The organism is Brevibacillus choshinensis (assembly GCF_001420695.1).
Classification (GTDB): Bacteria; Bacillota; Bacilli; order Brevibacillales; family Brevibacillaceae; genus Brevibacillus; species Brevibacillus choshinensis.
The window spans coordinates 1,545,886-1,568,261 of sequence record NZ_LJJB01000013.1 but is presented as its reverse complement, the minus strand read 5'-3'; the positions used below and the strand labels follow the sequence as shown (position 1 = coordinate 1,568,261).

Annotated in this window: 18 protein-coding genes; 15 read left to right on the top strand and 3 right to left on the bottom strand. The window is 50.8% G+C overall.

Annotated features, from left to right (window positions below; translation table 11 throughout):
* Nucleotides 1–49: 49 nt before the first annotated feature.
* A complete protein-coding gene (locus AN963_RS27860; protein ID WP_055747727.1) occupies nt 50–1,450 on the bottom strand; it encodes a sensor histidine kinase in 1,401 nt (466 codons plus the stop codon).
* A gap of 123 nt (nt 1,451–1,573) precedes the next feature.
* On the opposite strand from AN963_RS27860, the gene AN963_RS27855 reads away from it, so the two are divergent.
* Complete coding sequence (locus AN963_RS27855) at nt 1,574–2,692, top strand: RNA-guided endonuclease InsQ/TnpB family protein (protein WP_055747726.1); 1,119 nt, start codon at nt 1,574–1,576, stop codon at nt 2,690–2,692.
* Nucleotides 2,693–2,801: 109 nt separating this feature from the next.
* On the opposite strand, the gene AN963_RS27850 is transcribed toward AN963_RS27855, so the two are convergent.
* Nucleotides 2,802–3,518 (bottom strand): response regulator transcription factor, encoded by a 717-nt coding sequence (locus tag AN963_RS27850; RefSeq protein WP_055747725.1) that lies wholly within the window; start codon nt 3,516–3,518, stop codon nt 2,802–2,804.
* A 179-nt stretch (nt 3,519–3,697) separates the two neighbouring features.
* Here AN963_RS27850 and AN963_RS27845 point away from each other — a divergent pair, with 179 nt between their 5' ends.
* The 10 genes from AN963_RS27845 (at nt 3,698) to mglC (ending at nt 14,895) form a co-directional block, all read left to right on the top strand.
* The gene (locus AN963_RS27845; protein ID WP_055747724.1) at nt 3,698–4,753 is read left to right on the top strand and encodes a DUF3048 domain-containing protein; all 1,056 of its coding nucleotides are present in this window, start codon (nt 3,698–3,700) and stop codon (nt 4,751–4,753) included.
* Nucleotides 4,754–4,868: 115 nt separating this feature from the next.
* Complete coding sequence (locus AN963_RS27840) at nt 4,869–5,159, top strand: YerC/YecD family TrpR-related protein (protein WP_055747723.1); 291 nt, start codon at nt 4,869–4,871, stop codon at nt 5,157–5,159.
* Nucleotides 5,160–5,177: 18 nt separating this feature from the next.
* On the top strand, nt 5,178–5,864 hold the full coding sequence (pcrB, locus tag AN963_RS27835) for a heptaprenylglyceryl phosphate synthase (protein ID WP_055747722.1): 687 nt from the start codon (nt 5,178–5,180) through the stop codon (nt 5,862–5,864).
* A 117-nt stretch (nt 5,865–5,981) separates the two neighbouring features.
* On the top strand, nt 5,982–6,467 hold the full coding sequence (locus tag AN963_RS27830) for a tetratricopeptide repeat protein (RefSeq protein WP_055747721.1): 486 nt from the start codon (nt 5,982–5,984) through the stop codon (nt 6,465–6,467).
* 51 nt (nt 6,468–6,518) lie between these two features.
* Nucleotides 6,519–8,129, top strand: a complete 1,611-nt coding sequence (locus AN963_RS27825; RefSeq protein WP_055747720.1) for a response regulator — start codon at nt 6,519–6,521, stop codon at nt 8,127–8,129.
* Nucleotides 8,126–9,892 (top strand): cache domain-containing sensor histidine kinase, encoded by a 1,767-nt coding sequence (locus tag AN963_RS27820; RefSeq protein WP_055747719.1) that lies wholly within the window; start codon nt 8,126–8,128, stop codon nt 9,890–9,892. Before AN963_RS27825 ends, AN963_RS27820 begins: the two co-directional genes overlap by 4 nt.
* A 4-nt stretch (nt 9,893–9,896) precedes the next feature.
* Nucleotides 9,897–10,874: a substrate-binding domain-containing protein gene (locus tag AN963_RS27815; RefSeq protein WP_055747718.1), complete on the top strand. Its 978-nt coding sequence runs from the start codon at nt 9,897–9,899 to the stop codon at nt 10,872–10,874.
* Nucleotides 10,875–10,997: 123 nt separating this feature from the next.
* Entirely contained in the window at nt 10,998–12,101 is a 1,104-nt protein-coding gene (locus tag AN963_RS27810; protein ID WP_055747717.1) for a galactose ABC transporter substrate-binding protein, read from the top strand.
* Nucleotides 12,102–12,338: 237 nt separating this feature from the next.
* Nucleotides 12,339–13,856: a sugar ABC transporter ATP-binding protein gene (locus tag AN963_RS27805; protein ID WP_055747716.1), complete on the top strand. Its 1,518-nt coding sequence runs from the start codon at nt 12,339–12,341 to the stop codon at nt 13,854–13,856.
* A gap of 19 nt (nt 13,857–13,875) precedes the next feature.
* Nucleotides 13,876–14,895 (top strand): galactose/methyl galactoside ABC transporter permease MglC, encoded by a 1,020-nt coding sequence (gene mglC, locus AN963_RS27800; RefSeq protein ID WP_055747715.1) that lies wholly within the window; start codon nt 13,876–13,878, stop codon nt 14,893–14,895.
* Between the two features lie 125 nt (nt 14,896–15,020).
* On the opposite strand, the gene AN963_RS27795 is transcribed toward mglC, so the two are convergent.
* Complete coding sequence (locus AN963_RS27795) at nt 15,021–15,836, bottom strand: glycerophosphodiester phosphodiesterase (RefSeq protein WP_055747911.1); 816 nt, start codon at nt 15,834–15,836, stop codon at nt 15,021–15,023.
* A 283-nt stretch (nt 15,837–16,119) separates the two neighbouring features.
* Between AN963_RS27795 and AN963_RS27790 the strand changes: the two genes are divergently transcribed.
* From AN963_RS27790 to AN963_RS27775, 4 genes are all read left to right on the top strand, one after another.
* Nucleotides 16,120–16,953 carry a VanW family protein gene (locus tag AN963_RS27790; RefSeq protein ID WP_055747714.1) on the top strand — a complete coding sequence of 278 codons (834 nt, stop codon included), beginning with the start codon at nt 16,120–16,122 and terminating at the stop codon, nt 16,951–16,953.
* Between the two features lie 100 nt (nt 16,954–17,053).
* On the top strand, nt 17,054–19,387 hold the full coding sequence (gene pcrA, locus AN963_RS27785; RefSeq protein ID WP_055747713.1) for a DNA helicase PcrA: 2,334 nt from the start codon (nt 17,054–17,056) through the stop codon (nt 19,385–19,387).
* A gap of 34 nt (nt 19,388–19,421) precedes the next feature.
* The gene (gene ligA, locus AN963_RS27780) at nt 19,422–21,437 is read left to right on the top strand and encodes an NAD-dependent DNA ligase LigA (protein WP_055747712.1); all 2,016 of its coding nucleotides are present in this window, start codon (nt 19,422–19,424) and stop codon (nt 21,435–21,437) included.
* Between the two features lie 87 nt (nt 21,438–21,524).
* A complete protein-coding gene (locus AN963_RS27775; protein ID WP_236708114.1) occupies nt 21,525–22,376 on the top strand; it encodes a WD40/YVTN/BNR-like repeat-containing protein in 852 nt (283 codons plus the stop codon).

Sequence of the window (22,376 nt, the reverse complement as noted above, 5' to 3'; positions counted from 1 at the left end):
AACCATGAGGGGATATTACCAATTGAAAAGGGGATTTCTTTTTTGCAGCCTATACTTTGTGCTCCGCTGGAATGGTCATGGTAAAGCAGGGGCCATCCGGATCGTTGCGGGCAACGATGGTGCCTGTATGTGCCTCGAAAACCGCCCGTGCAATCGCCAGTCCCAGCCCATGCTTGCCGGATTTGCCTTTCCGGAACCGCTGGAACAGGTGGGGAAGTAGAGCTTCCTCGATCTGCGGACCGTCGTTGGCGATGCTGATCACAGCGTTTTTGCCGATCATTCTTCCGGTGATCATGAGATGGCTCTTGGCGTAGCGTAGCTGGTTCTCCATGATGTTGACAAAGGCCGTACTCAACTGCTCACCATCCGCCTCGACAATCAGCTCAGGAGGCAGGTTCAGCTCCCATTCGACATTCGGATTTAGTACCGAGAGACGCTGCTTGAGGAGATGCATCATCTCTGCCAGATCGACGCGTCCCATCTGCATCATCTGGGAGACCGACTCGATCTTGGTTAAATACAAGAGCTGGCCCACGACCTTCTCCAGCCGCTTGCTCTCTTCCATGATAATCGTCAGTCCCTTTTCCGCCTGTGGTCCTTGAAATACTCCCTCCAGAAGACCCTGTGTGTAGCCTTGGATCGCCATGATCGGTGTCTTCAATTCATGAGAGATGTTTTGCACGAAATGACGCTGGGACTCGTCGTATTCCTTCAATTGATTTTTCATCGTATCAAACGAACGTGCCAGCTGACCAATCTCATCCCCGCGGTCCATCGTGAGCGGAATATCAAATTGACGGCGCGCGATTTTTTTGCACAGCTCGTCCAGACTGCGCAACGGCTTGCTCAAATATCCACTGAACCAGATCGCTAAAAGCCAGCTTACTAAAAGCAGGAGGCTAAAGACCAACAAGAACTGCCGGGTCAAAATGGAATTGATCTGATTGAGCTCCTGTTCCTTAGAAAACAGGACCATATAGTAAGGAAAGCCGTGATAGTCCATCCGTTTACTGACAAACAAATAGCTTTCGTCTCCGCGGTCTAGCGTTCCGTGCTGAAGCTGGTTATTTGGATGAGCAGTAGCTCTGGCGAATAGTTCCCTGCTATCGCTAAAAGGAATTCGTTCGGTGCTTCTGCTGCCCAATTCTTTCCCATTTTCTGCGTAGACGATCATATCAAACGAATATTCATAGCGGGATAAGAGCAATTGCAAAAAGTAGGGAGCCGCAGCAGGTACCGGAAGCAGCTCGTTGTTTTCATTAAAAGTAATGTGCTCCGACAGCGTGTAAAACTCATCCTCGAGGAGTGAGTAGGTGTTGGAGACCAGGTATTGCTTGACGGCGAGCGGGTATCCCACTCCGAGACCGATGCCCAGTACGCTGGTCAGGATCATGAACAAAATGAGAATCTGCCGGGAGAGCGGCAAGTTTTTTAACAGGAATTTGTTCATGAATAACGGCGCAGGAGACTCGCCACTTTAGTGGCAGAGAGGAATGCGCCTCCTCCCCTTTCGTTCTGGATTTTTACGAACAAACGTTCTATACTGATGGTAGTGAAAGTGAGGTGATAAGGAATGCAAGTGACCATTACAGCAAAAGTGAAAATCAAACCAACAACCGAACAAGCAACCCTGTTACAAGATACCCTGTACGCTTACCGACACGGCTGTAACTTTGCCTCTGCTCTCGTTTTTGAAACAAGACAGTTGGTACAAACTACGTTACATAGATTGACCTACAAATCGTTGAGAGGGCAATTCCGGTTACGATCTCAAATGGCCCAGTCTGTTTTGAAAACGGTGATTGCCCGTTACCGGTCTTTAAAAAGCAATAGCCACGATTGGACGAAAGTGCGCTTCAAGAAGCCAGAATATGACCTTGTTTGGAATCGGGACTACTCGCTTACAAAAGGCTTATTCTCGATCAACACATTGGAAGGTCGTGTTAAAGTACCGTTCGAGACAAAAGGAATGGAGCCATATTTTGATGGTTCTTGGGTCTACGGAACAGCCAAACTGGTCTATAAGTACGGCAAATTCTTTTTGCACATTCCGATGACCAAAGAGATCGAACCTGCTTGCGAAGAGCACATCAATCAAGTTGTCGGAATTGATGTTGGCATCAACTTTGTTGCGGTTAGTTATGACTCTCAAGGCAAATCGCTATTCTTTACTGGCAAAACGATTAAGAACAAACGCTCTCATTACAAATATCTTCGCAAGCAACTTCAACAAAAAGGTACTGCTTCTGCTCGCAGAAGAATAAAGAGAATCGGACAACGAGAAAACCGTTGGATGTCTGATGTAAACCATCAAGTATCAAAGGCACTCGTTAATCGATATGGACCACGTACTCTTTTTGTTATCGAAGATCTGAAGGGCGTTCGTGTTGCTACCGAACGAGTAAGAGTAAAAGATCGGTATGAAACCGTCTCCTGGTCGTTCCATCAATTGCGTCAAATGCTTGCGTACAAAGCAGTTTTACATGGTGCAAAAGTGATGGCGGTGGATCCGCGCTACACTTCTCAGGCGTGTCCGAAGTGTGGACATACCGAGAAAGCGAATCGTAACAAGAGGACACATACATTCTGTTGTTGTGCCTGTCAGTACCAGTCGAACGATGATCGCATTGGCGCCATGAATCTTCAACGAATAGGAATGGAGTACATCGTTGAAGTGACAACTTCGGTATAACCGTTGTTGTTGGGGAGCTGTCAACCTTCCCGCGAAGTAACACTACGCTTTCGCGAAAAGAGGTCGGAGAATAAAATTCGTACGACTGAGTAGTTACAAGCTCACCCATTTATTGGTGAGTAGTTGACATACGCGTCATCCGGTAGCCAAATCCGTAGACTGTCTCCAACGGAAATTTCGGCATTTTTTTGCGAATTCGTTTGACGAGATCATCTACTGCCCTGTCCGAGCCGATATAATCCTCTCCCCAGATGGAGGTAAGGATTTGCTCCCGATTTAATGCCAGTCCCTGATTGTGCATGAGGTAGACAATCAGCTCGAATTCCTTGGTAGTCAGATCGATCAGCTCGTCTCCTTCTTTTACTTGTCGCCCTTTTTCTGAGATCATATAAGGACCCACATTTACCCAATCCTGAAAGGTTTGAGCCTGGACGGGTGCTGTACCTGGTTTTTCATAGGTGCGCTGAAGTAGTTTTTTTGCGCGGATGACCAATTCTCGCGGGAGAAATGGCTTCGCCAAATAATCGTCGCTGCCCAGTTCGAGCCCGATGATTTTATCCACGTCCTGATCGCGTGCCGAGATGAAGATGATCGGCACATTGGACTTCTCGCGGATGAGCCGCAACAGCTCGTAGCCGTCAATGTCTGGCATCATGATGTCCAGAATCCAGAGATGAGGCTGCTGCTCCTCGTCGAGGTAGGGCAGTACGTCATTTCCACTGGAAAATGCCTTCACCTGTAAGCCTGCGCTTTGCAGGTATGATTGCAACAAATCTAAAAGGTTCGTTTCATCGTCCACCAGATAGACGAGGTAAGGGGTATTCATCATTTGGCCCTCGCTTTGCATCTGTCATGTATAACTATTTTTATTGTAGCATAGGAAAAATGGGCATGTGTGGCAGTCCCGTAAGAGAATCGTGGAAAACATGTGGAAGCAGGATTCCCTGTGAGCCTCACGAAAAGAGTTAGGGAAACCATCCCAGAAAATTGGAAAGGAGCGATCCCATGCAACGACGCATTCAATCGTCTCTCATGCTGCTATCCTTGCTGCTACTAACGGCTTGTACCGGCCAACCTGTCGAGACACAGCCCAAGCCAGCCCCGGAGCCGCCCGCTCCGATCGTACAAACGCCTTCGCCTGTAGAGCCAACGAAGTATCCGTATAAGGCACCTTTGACTGGTCTCGGAAGCCAGGAACGACTGGACAGCAAACGCCCCATTATGGTGATGATCAACAATGCTCCGCCTGCTCGACCGCAATCAGGGATCAGCAAAGCGGATATGATTTATGAAGTGCTGGCGGAAGGGGAGATGACCCGCTTGCTCTCCATTTTCCAAAGCCAGGAGCCCGACATTATCGGTCCCGTACGGAGCATACGTCCCTATTTTATCCAAATTGGGATCGGATTCGACGCGGTCCTCGTGCATGCAGGCGGAAGTCAGGAGGCACTTACGACTTTAGCCCGCTCTGATTACAGCCACCTCGATGAAATTCCCAATGGCCGCTATTTCTGGCGGGAGAACTTCCGCAAAGCGCCACATAACCTGTACACCAAGCCAGAGCTCCTAAAACAAGCCATGCAGGATAAAAATATGAGGACGACTTCGGAGGTTCCACATTTTACATTCCTCCCAGAAGATGCCGTCATCACAGAAGGAGAACCTGCGACCAAGGTCGACCTCACTTTCCACTCGCTGAACAAAGCTGGCTTTGTCTATGATGAAAAGGAAAAGAAATACATGCGTTTTACGGCTGGCAAACCTCACGTGGATCTCAGTGACAACAAGCAGCTCTCTACGACGAATCTGCTGGTGATTGCTACCAAACATCGCGTGCTGGATAGCGAAGGGCGACGTCAAGTGGATGTCGTCGGTCCTGGCGATGGCTATTTGTTTCAGCAAGGAAAAGCCCGCAAAATCAAGTGGAAGCGCAGTAACGGCGTCATTCGCGCTTATTCGGATGCAGCACTTACAGAAGAGATGCCGCTCTTGCTAGGAAATACGTGGATAGAGATCCTCCCTACCTCCCCCGGTTTGGCACAGGAGCTGAAGTTTCAGTAGGAAGAAAAGGTTGCAGACCACGACGGTTTCTTCTAAGATAATTCATGAAGGCTTTAACGCTTAAAAATTGTACAGTGAGAAACCGGAACTGGATCCGATAACGGGGTGAATAAATATGCAACTGGAAAAACTAAAGGGCAAGGGAATTGAGCAACTGTTCGAAGCGGTTCTTTCCTTGGAAACCATGGAAGAATGCTATCAATTTTTTGACGATCTTTGCACGGTAAACGAGATGCAGTCGCTCGCGCAGCGTCTGGAAGTAGCGCGCATGCTGCGAAAAGGGTTTACCTACAACCAGATTGAGGCCGAGACGGGAGCTAGTACGGCTACGATTTCCCGTGTGAAGCGCTGCTTGAACTACGGCAATGACGGTTATCAAATGGCGCTGGAGCGGATCGGCAAATAGAGTAGGAGGCAGGCAACGTTGATTGACTATCGTGGCTGGCGCCATACCTTTAAACTTGATCCGGACAAATCCATTGACGATGAAGAACTGGAAGCGATCTGCGAATCAGGGACAGACGGTATTATCGTCGGGGGCACGTACGGTGTCACCTTTGACAATACGCTTGATCTGATGTCGCGCATTCGCCGTTACGCCGTACCAGCTGTACTGGAAATTTCTTCGCTGGATGCGGTCGTACCGGGCTTTGATTCGTATTTGATTCCACTCGTCATCAATGCAGGAGATCCGGCGTGGATCTTTTCCCCGCATGTATCGGGCCTCAAAGAGTACGGCTCCTACATTCATTGGGACGATATTCTAACAGAAGGCTACCTGATCGCCAATCCAGATGCGGGTGTCGCTCAGTTGACCAAGGCACATGCTATCGAGAATGCTGCAGAAGCCAAAGCCTACGCGCAGGTGGCGACCAAAATCTGTCGACTCCCTATCGTTTACATGGAGTACAGCGGAGCTTACGGTGATCCCGAGATTGTTCGGGCTTGCCGAGCAGGCGCAGAGGGGGCACACCTCTTTTACGGTGGCGGCATCCGAACACCAGAGCAGGCAGCTGAAATGGCGGACATTGCTGATACGGTCGTCGTGGGCAATGTCATCTACGATGATTTGCAAGCAGCCTTGAGCACGGTAAAGGCTGTGAAAGGGTAAAGGAAAGAGACCATCTCATGTGGTCTCTTTTTTTGCGAATTTTACAGGAGAAAACGTGGCCAGCTGGTAAGATGAAAGTAGAAAATCGCGAACCACTACCCCAAAAGGAGCCCACCCATGAACGCTACGATCGATCAAATCATCGGGCTACGAAAAGAAGGAAAACTGGACGAAGCCATTCAGCTTGCTCTGGAACTCGTCGCCCAAGAACCTTCTGACCCCATCGCCCACTATCAATGCGCCTGGTGCCATGATTCCGCAGGACTGGAGAGGGAGGCCGTTTCTTACTACGAAAAAGCGATCCAGCTAGGGCTCAAGCCAGAGAACGATCTGTCTGGGGCTTTGCTGGGGCTGGGGAGCACGTACCGCACGCTGGGACAATACGAGCAGGCAGCGGATACCTTCGTCAAAGGCATGCAGCAGTTTCCCGGAGACCGATCCTTCCCCGTTTTCCTTTCGATGGCCTACTACAACCTCGGCAAACATCACGAGGCCATGACGCTGTTGCTGCAAAATCTAGTGGAGACGAGCAGCGATCCGAGTATTTCGGCTTACCAAAAAGCCATTTTGTTTTACGCAAACGATCTCGACAAGACGTGGTAAGCAGGAGTTCAAACCACCCCCGTTGTACATGTACATCAGCGGGGGGTGCCTATGTACAAATTAATCTTGGTAGATGACGAAGAAGACGTGAGAGAAGGGGTCAGTCAGGAGATCGACTGGCACGGATATGGCTTTGAGGTGCTGGCAAAGGCCGAGAACGGCAAAGAGGCATTGGATCTGGTGGAACGCCTGCGACCGGATGTGGTCGTCACTGATATCAAGATGCCGTTCATGGATGGCCTGCAGCTGGCAGAAGCGGTCCGCAGACAGTTTCCCGCGACCCGGATCATCATTCTCACGGGCTTTGATGAGTTTGAATATGCGCAAAAGGCAGTCAAGCTCCACATTGATGAATACGTGCTCAAACCGTTTTCCGCCGTCGAGCTGATCGACGTGCTGATCAAGGTGAAGAACCGGATGGACGAAGAAGCTGCCCATCGGGAAAATAATCAATTGCTTCGAGAGAGCTATCGAAAAAGCTTGCCGGTATTACGGGAAGTTTTTTTGTCCTCCCTTTTGACCCGTCAGCTGCGGAGAGAGGATATCCTGGCCAAAGCGACTGAGTACGGTGTCCAGCTTCTCGGAAGCGAATATCTCGTTTCCGTCATGTGCCTGGATCAAAAGAAAAAGGACGAACAGCAGATTCTCTTATTCGCGGTGAAAAACATCGCGGAGGAACAGGTACAGCTCGGCAACTATGCAGGGATTGTTTTTTTGCACAACGATCTGGTCGTACTGCTGCTGCGAAAGGAAGCGGACGATCAGGAGAGGCTGGAGCATCAGATGCAGATGATCGCTGAGGAAATACGGCGCACCGTCGAAAAGTATTTGAGTGTGACTGTGACGGTGGGTGTCGGCACCGTAATCCGTGATGTGACACAGCTGCCCTATTCCTATGAAGATGCGGGATTGGCACTCGATTACAAAGGAATCCTCGGGAACAACCGGCTCATTTTCATCGATGACGTCGAGAAACAGCCGCGGGAGAGCGTACGATTTGACGAGCGAAAAGAGCACGAGCTTGTCCGCTGCATCAAAATGGGGACACTGCCCGAGCTGCACGCAGTAGTCGACGAGCTGTTTTCCGACGTGGCCGAAGGGAATGTCTCCATCCACGATTACCGCATCTATTTGCTGGAGATCATGACGACGATCTTGAAGACCGCCCAGCGAGCCGAGCTGGACATGGATCAGATGTTTGGCGCGCAGTCCCGTTTGCTCGCAGAGATCACTTCCTTCAACAGTGTGCAGGAGGCCAAAAATCGGGTCAACGGCATTTGCGAGAAGATCATGAGTAGTATCGCGAGCGGGCGCCACCATACCTACAAACGACTCGTCGACCAGGCGATTGAATACACCCACCGTCATTACCAGTCACCAGACATCTCTATTCACAAGGTGTGCGCCGACCTGCACATCAGTCCCGGCTATTTCAGCAGTATTTTTAAAAGAGAAACCAAGACGACCTTTGTGACCTACCTCTTGCAGCTGCGCATGGAAAAGGCGAAAGAGCTCCTGCGAACTACGGATCTAAAAACCTTCGAGATCGCCGAGCAGGTAGGCTATACAGACGCCAACTACTTCAGCTTTTGCTTTCGCAAGCACGTAGGACAGTCAGCAAAAGAGTACCGCAACAACAGCGGCAAAGAGGAGTACCGATGAAAAAGCTCCTGTTTGGCGTTGTGGACGCGATCAAGGCCAAGAGCATTCAGTTTATCATCACAACGTCATTTACTCTCGTTACCGTACTCGTCGTGCTGTTCGTTGGGGTGATGCTGTACAGCAAATTTTCCGAGACGGCCGAACAAAATGCTTACCTGAATACGCAGCAAATTCTCGAACAGGTCAAATACAATCTGGACAGCTACCTGAACGGGACGACGCAAATTTTTGAACTGGTGGACGACAAGATCAGGCGAAGCCAGGGTGTTTCTTCGGAGAAGCTGAACGAACAGCTGGAAGCGATCGTGGAGACGAGAAAGGACATTGTCTCGATTGCCGTTTTTAGCAGAAAAGGAGAGCTACTGATGGGCACTCCTGCCAAACCGATGCGTAAAAACAGCAAGCTGACGGAGCAAAGCTGGTTTCAATCGGCGATTGATGACCCGAACAACCTGTCCTTCTCTTTGCCACATATTCAAAATCTGTTCAAAGGCGAGTACACCTGGGTCGTGTCCATGAGTCGGGGAATCACGATCAAGGGAGCAGAAGAAGACATTCCGGCAGTTCTTTTGGTGGATGTGAATTTCAAGGAGATCGACGACCTGTGCCAGAGAGTCGGACTCGGGAAAAAGGGATACGTCTACATCATCGACCTGGTAGGAAATATCGTCTACCATCCACAGCAGCAGCTCATTTTCGTCGGGCTAAAAAACGAGAATCGTTCCTTGCCATTGAAATATTCGTACGGCAGCTACGTGGATGATGCAGAAGGAGATAAACGTCTGATCACGATCAAGACCGTCGATCAGCTGGGCTGGAAGATTATCGGTGTCTCCTACATGGATGAGATCGTCACGACCAAAAACGAAATCAGTCGCTTTATTTTCTGGCTGCTGATCTTTGTGATTGTCATCGTGTTGTTCGTTCTCTCCTACATCTCAGCGAAAATCTCCAGGCCGATCAAAATGCTGGAGAGGTCGATGGAACGGGTAGAGCAAGGAGATTTCACCGTCAACGAGCCAATTCGGGGGAGCCAAGAAGTGGAGCAGCTGTCCTTGCGCTTTCAGCTGATGATGGAAAAGGTCAGGGAGCTGATGAACCAGATCATCCTGGAGCAGGAGGCCAAGCGAAAGAGCGAGCTGGAAGTCCTGCAGGCGCAGATCCACCCGCATTTTCTCTACAATACCTTAAACTCTGTCGTACGTATGGTCGGCATCGGGAAGAATGAGGATGTGATTACGACGATTACGTCTCTGTCCAAGCTTTTTCGGATCAGTCTGAGCAGAGGAAAGAGCATCATCACCGTGCAAGAAGAGCTGGAGCACGTCCGCCATTATCTGATCATTCAAAAAATGAGGTACAAGCAAAAGTTTGAATACGAGATCGAGGCGCAGGACGAAGTGCTTACCTGCAAAACGTTGAAGCTGCTGCTGCAGCCGATTGTGGAGAACGCGATCTATCACGGGATCGAGCACATGGCAGACCCAGGATTCATTCGTATTTCCGCATCCATGTGCGAGGGGAAGGTTCTCTTTCAGGTAAGAGACAATGGACTGGGGATGTCACCTCATGTGCGTGAGCAGGTGCTGGAAGGCTCCTATAAAAGCGAGGGCGGATCGGGAGTGGGCATTCATAACGTTCACGAGCGAATCCGGTTGTCCTTTGGAGAAGGGTATGGACTCAATATTGAGAGCGAGCTGGAGGTAGGGACTGTGGTCAAAGTGTGGATACCCTGCCAGCACGACGAAGGACAAGAGGGCTGACCGTATGGGGACAATCAATCAATATGCACTGTACACGTTGTTGGTAATGGTAGCGGTAACGACGTTTTATTCCTGTGAATCACGGATGGACGAGCCCCACCCGGACAAGAAGAAAACGGTGGCGCTGATCGTGCGCATGAAGCATGGCGACTACTGGCGGACGGTAAAGCTAGGGGCAGAAATGGCGGCCAAGGAATACGACCTCAATCTCAATTTTTACGCCCCTGATTACGAGGAGGACTCCCAGAGCCAGATGGAGCTGGTACGGCAGGCTACGCTCGATGGCTATGATGCTCTGGTTGTGGCTCCGAGCGACGATCGGGTGCTGCAAGAGGCGATCGGTCTGACCAAGTCTCGTGTGCCGATCATCACGCTGGATGCGGAAGGGCAGCTGCCAGAGGTGAACAGCTACATTGGTACGGACAATTACGACATGGGCAAAAAAGCGTGTGAAAAAATGATCCAGCTGATCGGAAAAAAGGGCCACATTGCTTTGGTCGGTACAGGCAGGAGTTCGGCGAATGCCATGAGCCGGGAAAAGGGCGTGCGTGATGTCATCGCACAAGACAAGCAGGTGGAGTTGGTGCCGGTCGACTACGTCCAGCTGGACAAAAAGCTAATCGGCGAGCTGACGCGCGAATTGATTCGCCATAATCCGGGAGTAAAAGGAATCATTGCACTGGATGCGAGCACTTCTATTGGCGTGGCGGAAGAAGTGGAGAAAATGGGCTTGCAGTCGAGTATTAAAATCGTGGCGATCGACAGTCCGCCTGAGGTACTGGAGTATTTGCAGGAAGGGGGAATCTCGGCGACGATCATCCAGAAGCCATTTTCGATGGGGTACCTCGGAGTCAAATACGCGCTGGATGCCAGTGAAGGCAAACAGGTGCCAGGGCGTGTGGATACAGGAACCAAAGTGATCGACCGCGAGAACATGTTTTGGTCGGAAAATCAAAAGCTACTGTTTCCCTTTGTGAAATAAAGAGGAAAAACTGATGAGGATTTTAATAAAAAAGCGCAGGATTTTCGATGGTATCGGAATTGGAAAACGCTTACATTTTGTATATATCAGATGTACACATAGGGGATAAAGGGGGAAGTTTTCATGAGAAAGCTCATTGCTACTACGCTGGTTGCAGCGGTAACTCTCTCAGTAGTCGGATGTTCCCAATCTTCAGGCGGTTCGCAGCCGGCAGCCTCAGGTGGAAGTGGCGGAAGTACGGCGGCACCAGCGCCAGCTACTCCAGCACCAGCACCAGCACCAGCAGCACCGGCAGGCAATCCCAAGATCGGTGTTGCGATTTACAAGTTTGACGATACCTTTATGACGGGTGTGCGTAATGCCATTTCTAAAGCCGCAGATGGCAAGGCTGAAGTGGACATCGTCGACAGCCAAAACGCACAACCCACGCAAAATGACAAGGTAGACTTGTTCATCAACAAAAAAGTAAACGCTCTCGCTATCAACCCGGTGGACCGGACAGCAGCTGGCGTCCTTATCGACAAAGCCAAGCAAGCCAATATCCCGGTCGTCTTCTTCAACCGCGAGCCGATGCCAGAGGATATGCAGAAGTGGGATAAGGTGTACTACGTGGGAGCAAAAGCGGAAGAGTCCGGCACGATTTCCGGACAGCTGCTCGTCGACTACTGGAAAGCCCATCCCGAAGCGGACAAAAATAAGGACGGTGTGTTGCAGTACGTCATGCTCAAAGGCGAGCCTGGACATCAGGACGCAGAGCTACGCACGAAATTCTCCGTCAAAGCCATTGAAGACGCAGGCATCAAGGTGGAAAAAGTGGCCGAAGATACAGCCATGTGGGATCGCGTAAAAGGTCAGGAGAAGATGGCGGCATTCCTGGCTGCTTCGGGTGAAAAGATCGAAGCTGTGCTGGCTAACAACGACGATATGGCCCTCGGCGCAATCGAGGCATTGAAGGCTGCTGGTTACTTTACGAACGGCAAATATATGCCAGTCGTCGGGGTAGACGCAACAGCGCCAGCTCTCAAAGAACTGGAGTCCGGCACGCTGCTCGGTACTGTGCTCAACGACGCGAACAACCAAGGGAAGGCTACGCTGAACATCGCGGCAGCTCTGGCCAAAGGAGAAACGCCGAACAAGGAAACGACCGGCTTTGACATCACAGATGGCAAATACGTCTGGGTACCTTACAAAAAAATCACGAAAGAAAACATGGCAGACGCGAAATAAAACCTCTTGCTGGCAGGGAGTCAACAAGAGTGAAGGAAAAAGGCGAGAGAGTCGGTTGATGGGCAAATCGATCTGTCTCTCTTGCCTTTTTTACTATCGGGAAATAAAAAATTCAAAGGTTGATAGTATAAGTGCAGCTAAGGCTTTGTCGGCGCCAAGGCTTGGCAAAACCAAGTTTTCTAACCTGCTTTGGGGAGGAATCAGGACATAGACTTTCACGTGCGAGGAGGCATCGGCATGGTTCAAAGTGATTATTTGCTCGAGATGAACAGGATATCCAAGGAGTTTCCCGGCGTGAAGGCACTCGACGATGTCACGCTGAAAGTACGGCCAGGTACGGTGCACGCCTTGATGGGAGAAAACGGAGCAGGCAAGTCTACCTTGATGAAATGCTTGTTTGGCATTTACAAGCCGGACGCCGGCGAAATTTTGCTGAATGGCGAAAATGTGACGTTGAATAGCTCAAAGGATGCCCTGCTGCGCGGAATTTCCATGATCCATCAGGAGCTGCACCCGGTCCCTTTTCGAAATGTGATGGAGAACATCTGGCTAGGGCGTTTTCCCGTCAAAAGGATTGGTCCTTTTCCGTTTGTGGATGAGAAAAAAATGGTGAGAGATACCGAAAAGCTGTTTGCTGATCTAGGAATGGACATGAATCCGCATGAAATCGTGCGCAATCTCTCCGTTTCGAAGGTACAGTCGCTCGAAATTGCCAAGGCAGTCTCTTATCATTCCAAGGTCATTGTGATGGACGAACCTACATCATCGCTGACAGGGAATGAGGTAGAACAGCTTTTCACCATCATCCACGAACTGAAAAGCAGGGGAGTTGCGATCATCTACATTTCACACAAAATGGAGGAAATATTACGAATTTCCGATGACGTGACCATCATGCGCGACGGCAAGCTGATTGGGACCTGGCTCGCATCTGAACTGACGACGGATCTGATCATCTCGAAAATGGTCGGGCGCGATCTTACGCAGCGTTATCCGCAGAGGAGCAATACGCCTGGGGATGTCGTACTAAAGGTAGAAGGTTTGACATCAACTTTTGCAGAGTCTTTTCAAAACGTTACGTTTGATCTGCACAAAGGGGAGATCTTGGGCGTCGGCGGATTGGTGGGTGCTCAGCGGACGGAATTGATTGAGGCGCTGTTCGGGATGCGTTCGATCAGATCGGGAAGAGTGCTGTTGCATGGCAAAGAAGTGCGGATCAAGTCACCCAAGGATGCCAAAAAGCACAAGATGGCGCTCTTGACGGAGGAGCGCAGGGTGACGGGGATCATACCCGTATTGCCAGTGCTGGAAAATACGGTGATTGCCAATCTAGCCAGCTATCAGACGCCCTATCTGCTCCTTAATGATCGCAAGCGTCGAGAGGACGTCAGCCAAAGCATCGATATGCTCCGGGTGAAGACTCCTTCGATGAAAACCTTGATCAAGAATTTGTCGGGCGGCAACCAGCAAAAGGTCTTGCTGGCTAGATGGCTGCTGACAGAACCGGATATTTTATTACTCGACGAACCGACTCGTGGTGTGGACGTCGGAGCCAAGTACGAAATCTATTCCATCATTGCGGATCTCGCCAAGCAAGGAAAATCCATTATCATGATTTCTTCTGAAATGCCCGAATTGTTAGGGATGTCAGACCGCATCATGGTGATGTGCGATGGAAGGCTCTCAGGTGTCATGGCAGGTGCTGATGCGACCGAGGAAGAAATCATGCGACTGGCGACCAAGCACTTGGGATGACCAGGGAGGGAGGACTCACATGAGCAGTACTACTCAAAAGCAAATACAAGGCTTCGTGACGCAAAATGCCATCTATATCGTCCTGGTCGTTCTCATCATCGGCATTGCCCTCTACGATACCCATTTTCTCTCGATCACGACCTTGCGGGATATTTTGCTGCAGTCCTCGACGCGGGCGATCATTGCGTTGGGTGCCGCATTCGTATTGATTACAGGAGGAACGGACCTTTCGGCAGGGCGTGTCGTTGGCTTGACTGCCGTCATCTCGGCATCTATGCTGCAAGCACAAGATTATCCGCGCAGGTTTTTCCCGGATTTGCCCGATCTTCCGCTGCTGGTACCGATCCTGATCGCTATCGCAGCAGGGGTGCTCGTGGGACTCATCAACGGCATTATCGTGTCCCGTTTCAGCGTCCCTCCGTTTATCGCAACGTTGGGGACAATGGTCATCGTCTACGGCGTCAACTCGATTTACTTTGATATGGAACCAAACCAGTCTCAACCGATTGGGGGGCTTCGACAAGATTTCGGTCATTTAGGGACCGGATTTATTGGCCCCAGCGGCCCCTATTCTGTACCGTACATCGTGATCATCGCCATTGCGGTGGCGTTCCTTGTCTGGGTGGTTTTCAATAAGACGAGGCTCGGGAAAAATATGTATGCGATCGGAGGAAACATTCAGGCAGCTACGGTTTCCGGCATAAATGTCGCGTGGAATCTCATGATCATCTATGCCATTGCCGGAGGACTCTACGGTTTGGGCGGCGTACTGGAATCTGCGCGAACAGGCGGAGCGACGAATAACTATGGAAATATGTACGAACTGGACGCCATCGCTGCGTGTGTCGTCGGGGGTGTATCGACTTCTGGCGGAATCGGTACCGTTCCTGGCGTCTTAGCGGGTGTTCTGATCTTTGGCGTCATCAACTATGGTCTGACCTTTATCGGGGTCAATCCGTACTGGCAGCTGATCATCAAAGGATTGATCATCGTCGCGGCAGTCGCGTTTGACATCCGCAAGTATTTGGCGAAGAAATAACTCTCCACACATGTTAGAAACCCCCGATCAGCCCAGAAAAAGGCGAAATCGGGGGTTATTGCTTTCCATTCAGCATAAAAGGAGCTGTATCGAGACAGCTCCTTTCAATAAGGCTAAACCTATTTTTACTTGTTGCGAGGTACATAATCGGGATAATCTGTGATGATGTCGTCAACGCCAGCCTCCAGCAATGGTTTTACCTCTTCCGGTTTGCGTACGGTCCAAACCGATATTTGCATGCCGAGGTCGTGGATGCGATTGACCAGTTCTTCTGTAACCAGTTTCTGTGTAGGATTCACATAATCCGCATAGGCAGCAAATGCCGCCAAGTTCTCGTCTGTCAGATGGTCCTTATTGCTAGTCAGCACACCAACCGGAACATCCGGCAACAGCTGATGGAATGTCTTCATGGAGTCAAAGTTGAAGGATTGTACGATGATTTTTTCACTTTTAGGCTTGTCCATGTTCCGTTCAGACAGGGCTGAAGCCACTTGTTTTTCAACACCCGGATAAAGCTCAGGTGACTTCAATTCGATGAGGATGCCTGTTTTTCCCCGGAATTCATCGAGTACTTCTTCAAAGGTAGGAATGCGTTCCCCTTCAAAATCCGGCCCGAAGAAACTGCCTGCATCCAATTTGCGAATTTCATCCAGAGTAAGGCTTCCCACTTTTCCGGTTCCGTCCGTTGTACGATCAACCGTGTTGTCATGAATCACGACGAGGTGGCCATCCTTGGTTACCTGTACATCGATCTCGATGTAGTCGGCTTTCATCTTCACGGCTTTGCGGAAAGCGGCCATGGTGTTTTCAGGAGCGTACCCCGATGCTCCTCGGTGGGCGATCGTGTCCACTCGGTCTGCCTTTTCGCTCGGTGCGGCAGAGACTGCGAGCGGTTGCATCAGCCCTGTCAAAAGAGTGGCCGCCAGTAACGTTTTGCTCATTCGGATCATATGGAAATCTCCTCCTTGGATTGAACTTCCTCTTGAAGATAAAGGAGCAATGTAAAGCGTGAGTGAAGGTGATGTAAAGAAGAAGCGGCTTGTACCAATTTCGTTCAGAAGGCCTGTGTGGTCGAGGAACACTCTATTTCCAAGGAACTGGTTTTCTGGTATTTTCTTGAATAAGAAAGGGATAAAGCACCGGAACCAAAGGCAGGGGAAAACGAAACAAATTGGAATGATTTTCCGTCTTAAGCTGTATGAGAAGCAAATATGGAGGGACATGATGAAGCCAATCACTCGCAGCAGATGGAGAATCGCTGCTGGCGTTTGCTACTATAGGTGGAAGAGGAAAGCACAATGGATCTTTGGACAAAAGAAGTATGCGCGTAGTAGAAACGCTGAGCTTCTGCCCCATATTCACTTTCGCCATCAGACGATCCTGCTGCGCCAATTGCAAGACGTGGAAATGTGGATGCAGCACAATAAGGTGACCAATCTTCGACTCGCCGTGCGCTGTCTGAACGGTCTCACGATTCGGCCTGGGGAGACTTTTTCCTATTGGCGTACGATTGGGAAGCCTACACGAAAAAAAGGCTATCTCGACGGGATGCTGCTTTCGCACGGCCGAGTGACTGCGGGGGTTGGCGGCGGGCTGTGTCAGTTGTCCAATCTGCTGTATTGGATGACCTTGCACACGCCATTGACGGTAACCGAACGTCATCGGCACAGCTACGACGTTTTTCCCGATTCGAGACGCACGCAGCCATTCGGGAGCGGTGCCACCTGCTTTTACAACTACCTCGATTTGCAGATCGCAAATCTGACCAGCCATCTCTACCAGCTTCATGCGTACGTGACCGATACTCATTTGGTTGGAGAATGGCGGGCGGACATGCCACCGACACGAAAATATGAGATGGTAGAAAAAGAACACGCTGTGCAGCCGTTCTTGTGGGGAGGCTACGAGCGGTCCAATCAGTTGTACCGCAACGTGTATTCGTTAGAAGGAGAGTGGCTGCACGAGGAATGGGTGACGGAAAATCGAGCGATGATGATGTATGAGCCCCTGTTGCCAGAAGCGCGGTCCAGAGCGAACGGACAAAATTTGAGAGGATGATGTTTCCTATTCCGTATACAAACTGGAACTCGACTCCGATCTGTGCGAAAATAGGAACATATGCTTTCGTCTAGGAACGTGGAAAGGTGGACTTATACATATGTCTTCTGTAGATCGTATTACATCAGGCTTAAATCCGGAGCAGCGGGAAGCTGTTCTAACCACAGAAGGGCCCGTATTGATTCTGGCCGGGGCGGGCAGTGGCAAGACCAAGGTGCTCACCCAGCGCATCGCTTATCTCATCAGTGTGAAGCAAGTAGCGCCTTGGAGTATTTTGGCGATTACGTTTACGAATAAAGCTGCGCGAGAGATGCAAAATCGCGTGGCCAACATCATCGGTGGAGCGGCGGCACAGGATGCCTGGCTATCGACCTTCCACTCTTTGTGTGTACGTATTTTGCGTCGTGATATTGACCGTCTGGGAATCAGCCGCAGCTTTTCCATTCTAGATGCGGGAGACCAGCTGTCAGTAGTAAAACAATGTCTGAAGGATTTGAATATCGATCCAAAGCAATATGAGCCCCGGTCTGTCTTGGCAGCGATCAGCTCTGCGAAAAACGAACTGACGGACCCTGTGACCTTTGCCCGGTTGGCAGGAGATCCATTCTCTCAGGTAGCAGCCAAGGTGTACGAGGCCTATCAGAAAAAGCTGAAAAACAATCAGTCGCTGGACTTTGACGATCTGATCATGACGACGGTTCGTCTGTTTAAAGAAGTGCCAGAGGTGCTGGAGTTCTACCAGAAAAAATTCCGCTACATCCACGTCGACGAGTATCAGGATACCAACCGTGCCCAGTACCTGTTGATCTCCATGCTGGCAGACAAGTCTCGCAACGTTTGCTGCGTGGGGGATGCCGATCAGAGCATTTACAAATGGCGCGGTGCAGATATTTCCATCATTTTAAACTTTGAAAAAGACTATCCCGAAGCGAAAATGATTAAACTGGAGCAAAACTACCGTTCCACAAAAACGATCTTGCAAGCAGCCAACCAGGTAATCGCCAATAACAAGCTGCGCAAGGAAAAGAAGCTGTGGACGGAAAATGTGGGCGGCGAGAAAATCAGCTGCTTCCAGGGAGATTCGGAGCACGACGAGGCGTACTTTATCGTCGATTCGATCCGCAGACAGATGGCCCAATACAAACGCTATGACAAGTTCGCAGTGCTGTATCGGACCAACGCCCAGTCCCGTGTGGTGGAGGAAGTGTTCATCAAGTCGAACATCCCGTACACGATCGTGGGCGGTACCAAGTTCTACGACAGAAAAGAGATCAAGGACATTCTCGCTTACTTGCGCTTGATTTCCAACCCAGACGATGACATCAGCTTGACGCGCATCATCAATGTCCCTAAGCGAAACATCGGGGACACGACAGTAGACAAGCTGCAGGCGTACGCCAATGCAAACGGGGGGCAGTCGCTCTTCAACGCCATTCAGGAGACCGGGTATATGGGACTGCCAGCGCGTACGACCAATGCGATCTTATCCTTTAACGATCTCATTACGAGCTTGATCCAGATGACGGACTACTTGAGCGTCACCGAACTGGTGGAGGAAGTACTCAAGCGCTCGGGTTATCGGGAGTCATTAAAAGAAGATAAAACCTTGGAAGCACAGGCTCGCCTGGAGAACATCGAAGAGTTTCTTTCCGTTACTCAAGAGTTTGAACGCAAAAACGAGGACAAGAGCTTGCTCGCGTTTTTGACCGATCTGGCATTGGTGGCGGACATCGATTCGTTGGGCGAGAATGGAGCGCAGGAGGAAGTTTCCGCAGAAGGTCAGGTTGTATTGATGACCTTGCACAGCGCCAAAGGTCTGGAGTTCCCAGTCGTCTATCTCGTTGGCTTGGAGGAAGGGGTCTTTCCTCACAGCCGCTCGCTCTTTGACGAGACCGAGATGGAAGAAGAACGTCGTCTTGCGTATGTGGGGATCACTCGTGCGGAAGAACGCCTGTTTATGACCTGCGCGCGGATGCGTACTCTATTTGGGCGGACAAACGTCAATGCGCCTTCCCGATTCTTACAGGAAATACCGGCTGACTTGCTCGACGGCAGCCCTGTTGCGGAACGAGCCTATGGTGGAGGCGGTGGCGGAGGATTCGGCCAGCGTGAAGCGGCACGTTCTCCATTTGGTGGCGGAGGCTATCAAGCAGGTGCTACTCGTGTGGGCATGGCGGGGCGTACGGCAGCGGCATCCGGATCGCCATTCTCTCGCCCAGCAGCAGCACAGGCAGGAGACAAACTGCCAGGCCACGGCGCAGCAGCAGGATTGGATTGGAAAGTGGGAGACAAAGTAAAGCATGGCAAGTGGGGCACAGGTACGGTCGTCAAAGTAAAAGGAACCGGTGACGACATGGAACTGGACATTGCTTTCCCGAGCCCAACCGGAATTAAAAAGCTGTTGGCAAAATTTGCTCCGATTGAACGGGGATAAAGCATCGGAATCGGTAAAGTAAAGGGTGGACGAGATGGATCGATTGACGGCGGAAACAAAAATTGCGGAATTAACGAAACTAATTGAGCGGCATAATCGTCTTTACCATGAAGAGGATCGACCTGAGATCTCAGATCAGGAGTACGATCAATTGATGCGGGACTTGCGAGAGCTGGAAAACAGCTTTCCTGAACTAATCGCAGCAGATTCCCCGACCCAGCGAGTGGGCGGGGAGCCTCTCCCTTTCTTTGAAAAGGTGGTACATAAAACACCGATGCTCAGCCTAGGCAATGCCTTTAATGAAGAGGACCTGCGGGATTTTGACCGTCGTGTTCGCCAGGCAGTCGGCAATCAAGCGGTGCGTTATGTAGGCGAGCTCAAGATCGATGGATTGGCCGTCTCGCTTCATTATGAAAATGGAGTGTTCGTACGTGGGGCTACTCGTGGGGACGGAACGACCGGTGAAGACATTACGCAAAATCTCAGAACGATCCGTTCCATTCCGCTCCGACTGACGAGGCCGTTGACACTGGAAGTTCGTGGCGAGGCGTATATGTCCAAAGGTGCCTTTGAGCGACTAAACAAGGAGCGTGAGGAACGGGGCGAAGCTCTTTTCGCCAATCCGCGCAACTCAGCAGCTGGCTCGCTCAGACAGCTCGATCCCAAGATTGCCGCTGCTCGTCAGCTTGACACGTTCATCTACGGCATCGGCGAATTGCAGGGTGAGACAGTCGAGTCACACAGTGAAGGGCTCAATTTGTTGGAAACGTTGGGCTTTGCCGTCAATCCGGAGCGCCGTGTGTTCGACGACATCGAGGACTTGATCACTTTTATCGCAGGCTGGACGGAAAAGCGACCAGGTCTGCCATACGAGATCGACGGTATGGTAATCAAGGTGGACAGCTATGCGCAGCAGCAGGAGCTTGGTTTCACTGCAAAAAGCCCGCGTTGGGCGATCGCCTACAAGTTCCCGGCTGAAGAAGCTGTGACGGTGCTTGAGGGCATCGAAGTATCCGTAGGGCGTACGGGCGCTGTTACGCCAACGGCTCTGCTCAAGCCTGTGAGTCTGGCAGGAACGACGGTCAAACGCGCCTCGTTGCACAATGAGGATATCATTCGGGAGAAAGGCTTGCTCATTGGCGATCATGTGGTCGTGAAAAAAGCGGGCGACATCATTCCGGAAATCATCGCGGTGCTTCCAGAGCGCCGGACTGGGGACGAACTGCCTTTCGCTATGCCGACCCATTGTCCAGAGTGCGGCAGTGACCTCGTGCGTCTAGAGGAAGAAGTAGCACTGCGCTGTATTAATCCGATGTGTCCGGCCCTCATTCGGGAAGGGATGATTCACTTCGTTTCCCGAACGGCGATGAACATCGATGGCCTGGGCGAAAAAGTAGTGGCACAGCTGTTCAACGACGGTATCATCCACAGCGTGGCAGATCTCTACTATTTGCATCAACAGCGTGATGTTTTGCTGGGCATGGAGCGGATGGGAGAAAAGTCCGTCGACAATCTGCTCGCGGCGATTGAGGCGAGCAAGGAAAACTCACTGGAGCGTGTCTTGTTCGGCTTGGGGATTCGACTGGTGGGAGCAAAAGCAGCTCGGGTGATCGCCGAGCATTTCGGTACGATGGATGTGATCATGCAAGCGAGTGAAGAGGATTTGACCCAGATCGATGAGATCGGTCCGAAGATGGCTGCCAGTATGGTCAATTACTTTGATCAGTCACAGGCAAAAGCCGTCATCGAACGGTTGAAATTGGCTGGAGTAAATATGGAGTACAAGGGCTTGCGTATCGAAAGTGGAGCTGATCTGCCGTTCGCGGGCAAGACAATCGTGCTCACAGGTACACTGGCGCAAATGTCGCGTCAGGAAGCAGAAGAAGCAATCGCGCGTCTGGGCGGAAAAGTGACAGGCAGCGTCAGTAAAAAAACAGATCTGGTCATTGCGGGTGAAAAGGCAGGCTCCAAGCTGGAGAAAGCCGAAAAACTGGGTGTGGCTGTAATGGACGAGGCAGGCTTCCTGCAAGTCTTGGAAAGCAACGGCTAACACCAGAGCGTAGCGGCGACGGACTGGATGAGTATGGAAAGGGACGTGAAGAGCATGAAGGGCTTCCTACGATGGGGATGCGGAGCAATGGTTTTGGTATTCTTGGCAGGCTGCAATGACAGCGAGCAGAACAAACCGGCTCCACCACCCTCCGTGACGGCAGCGGCTCTAAAGGGTGACCTAACCTATCAGGATGTGTTGGAAAAAGGAGAAACCGTGCACAATCTGGCGATGACTGCAGATTCGGAGCGGATATGGGTGGGCACTCATTCGGGGGTGTACAGTTCGAACCCGGGAGGATTATGGAGCCTCTTATCTACCCAGTTGGAACAGCATGATATCGCAGGCTGGTTTGTCGATCCAAAAGACCCTCATCAGATTTACGCAGCAGGAAGTGAGGGCGTACTTCATTCTTCAGACGGTGGCAAGCAATGGAATCCGATCGGATCAGGATTGCCCCACCCTGCTGATATTCGCAGCTTTGCAGGGATTCGTGAGGGGGAGCAGATTCGTCTGTTCGCCTTCGTATCTGGAGAAGGGATCTATCAGTCCGTGGACAGTGGCCAAAAATGGAGTCTCTGGCAACCGATGGACCAGGAAGTATTTGCGATGGATTTCAATCCTGAAGAAAATCGTCTCTATGTAGCGGCGCAATTCAGCTTGCTCTATAATGAGGACGGGGAATGGAAGACGGAGGTTCTCCCTGGGGCCCAACAGATCTACTCTCTTTCTGTCGACCGACGCACGGGTGTATTGGCAGTTGCAACGGAACAAGGCGTGTTTGAAAAAGTAAAAGGTGAGTGGCGATTGCTAGATGCACGTTCGCCTGAAAAGCTGATCATGATTTCTTCTGGTGAAGGAGATACGAAATGGGTTGGGGTAGGAGAATCTGCTCTGATCTACAAGCTATCCGACAGCAGATGGGTCAAATGGAATTAA

Bases quoted from the DNA above. Each gene is read 5' to 3' on its own strand.
- ligA (WP_055747712.1), top strand. From the start codon at position 19,422: ATGGATCGATTGACGGCGGAAACAAAAATTGCGGAATTAACGAAACTA.
- AN963_RS27850 (WP_055747725.1), bottom strand. From the start codon at position 3,518: ATGAATACCCCTTACCTCGTCTATCTGGTGGACGATGAAACGAACCTT.
- AN963_RS27775 (WP_236708114.1), top strand. From the start codon at position 21,525: ATGGTTTTGGTATTCTTGGCAGGCTGCAATGACAGCGAGCAGAACAAA.
- AN963_RS27805 (WP_055747716.1), top strand. From the start codon at position 12,339: ATGGTTCAAAGTGATTATTTGCTCGAGATGAACAGGATATCCAAGGAG.
- AN963_RS27815 (WP_055747718.1), top strand. From the start codon at position 9,897: ATGGGGACAATCAATCAATATGCACTGTACACGTTGTTGGTAATGGTA.
- AN963_RS27795 (WP_055747911.1), bottom strand. From the start codon at position 15,836: ATGAGCAAAACGTTACTGGCGGCCACTCTTTTGACAGGGCTGATGCAA.
- AN963_RS27830 (WP_055747721.1), top strand. From the start codon at position 5,982: ATGAACGCTACGATCGATCAAATCATCGGGCTACGAAAAGAAGGAAAA.
- AN963_RS27790 (WP_055747714.1), top strand. From the start codon at position 16,120: ATGAAGCCAATCACTCGCAGCAGATGGAGAATCGCTGCTGGCGTTTGC.
- AN963_RS27855 (WP_055747726.1), top strand. From the start codon at position 1,574: ATGCAAGTGACCATTACAGCAAAAGTGAAAATCAAACCAACAACCGAA.
- AN963_RS27845 (WP_055747724.1), top strand. From the start codon at position 3,698: ATGCAACGACGCATTCAATCGTCTCTCATGCTGCTATCCTTGCTGCTA.
- AN963_RS27840 (WP_055747723.1), top strand. From the start codon at position 4,869: ATGCAACTGGAAAAACTAAAGGGCAAGGGAATTGAGCAACTGTTCGAA.
- AN963_RS27860 (WP_055747727.1), bottom strand. From the start codon at position 1,450: ATGAACAAATTCCTGTTAAAAAACTTGCCGCTCTCCCGGCAGATTCTC.
- AN963_RS27825 (WP_055747720.1), top strand. From the start codon at position 6,519: ATGTACAAATTAATCTTGGTAGATGACGAAGAAGACGTGAGAGAAGGG.
- pcrA (WP_055747713.1), top strand. From the start codon at position 17,054: ATGTCTTCTGTAGATCGTATTACATCAGGCTTAAATCCGGAGCAGCGG.
- AN963_RS27820 (WP_055747719.1), top strand. From the start codon at position 8,126: ATGAAAAAGCTCCTGTTTGGCGTTGTGGACGCGATCAAGGCCAAGAGC.
- AN963_RS27810 (WP_055747717.1), top strand. From the start codon at position 10,998: ATGAGAAAGCTCATTGCTACTACGCTGGTTGCAGCGGTAACTCTCTCA.
- mglC (WP_055747715.1), top strand. From the start codon at position 13,876: ATGAGCAGTACTACTCAAAAGCAAATACAAGGCTTCGTGACGCAAAAT.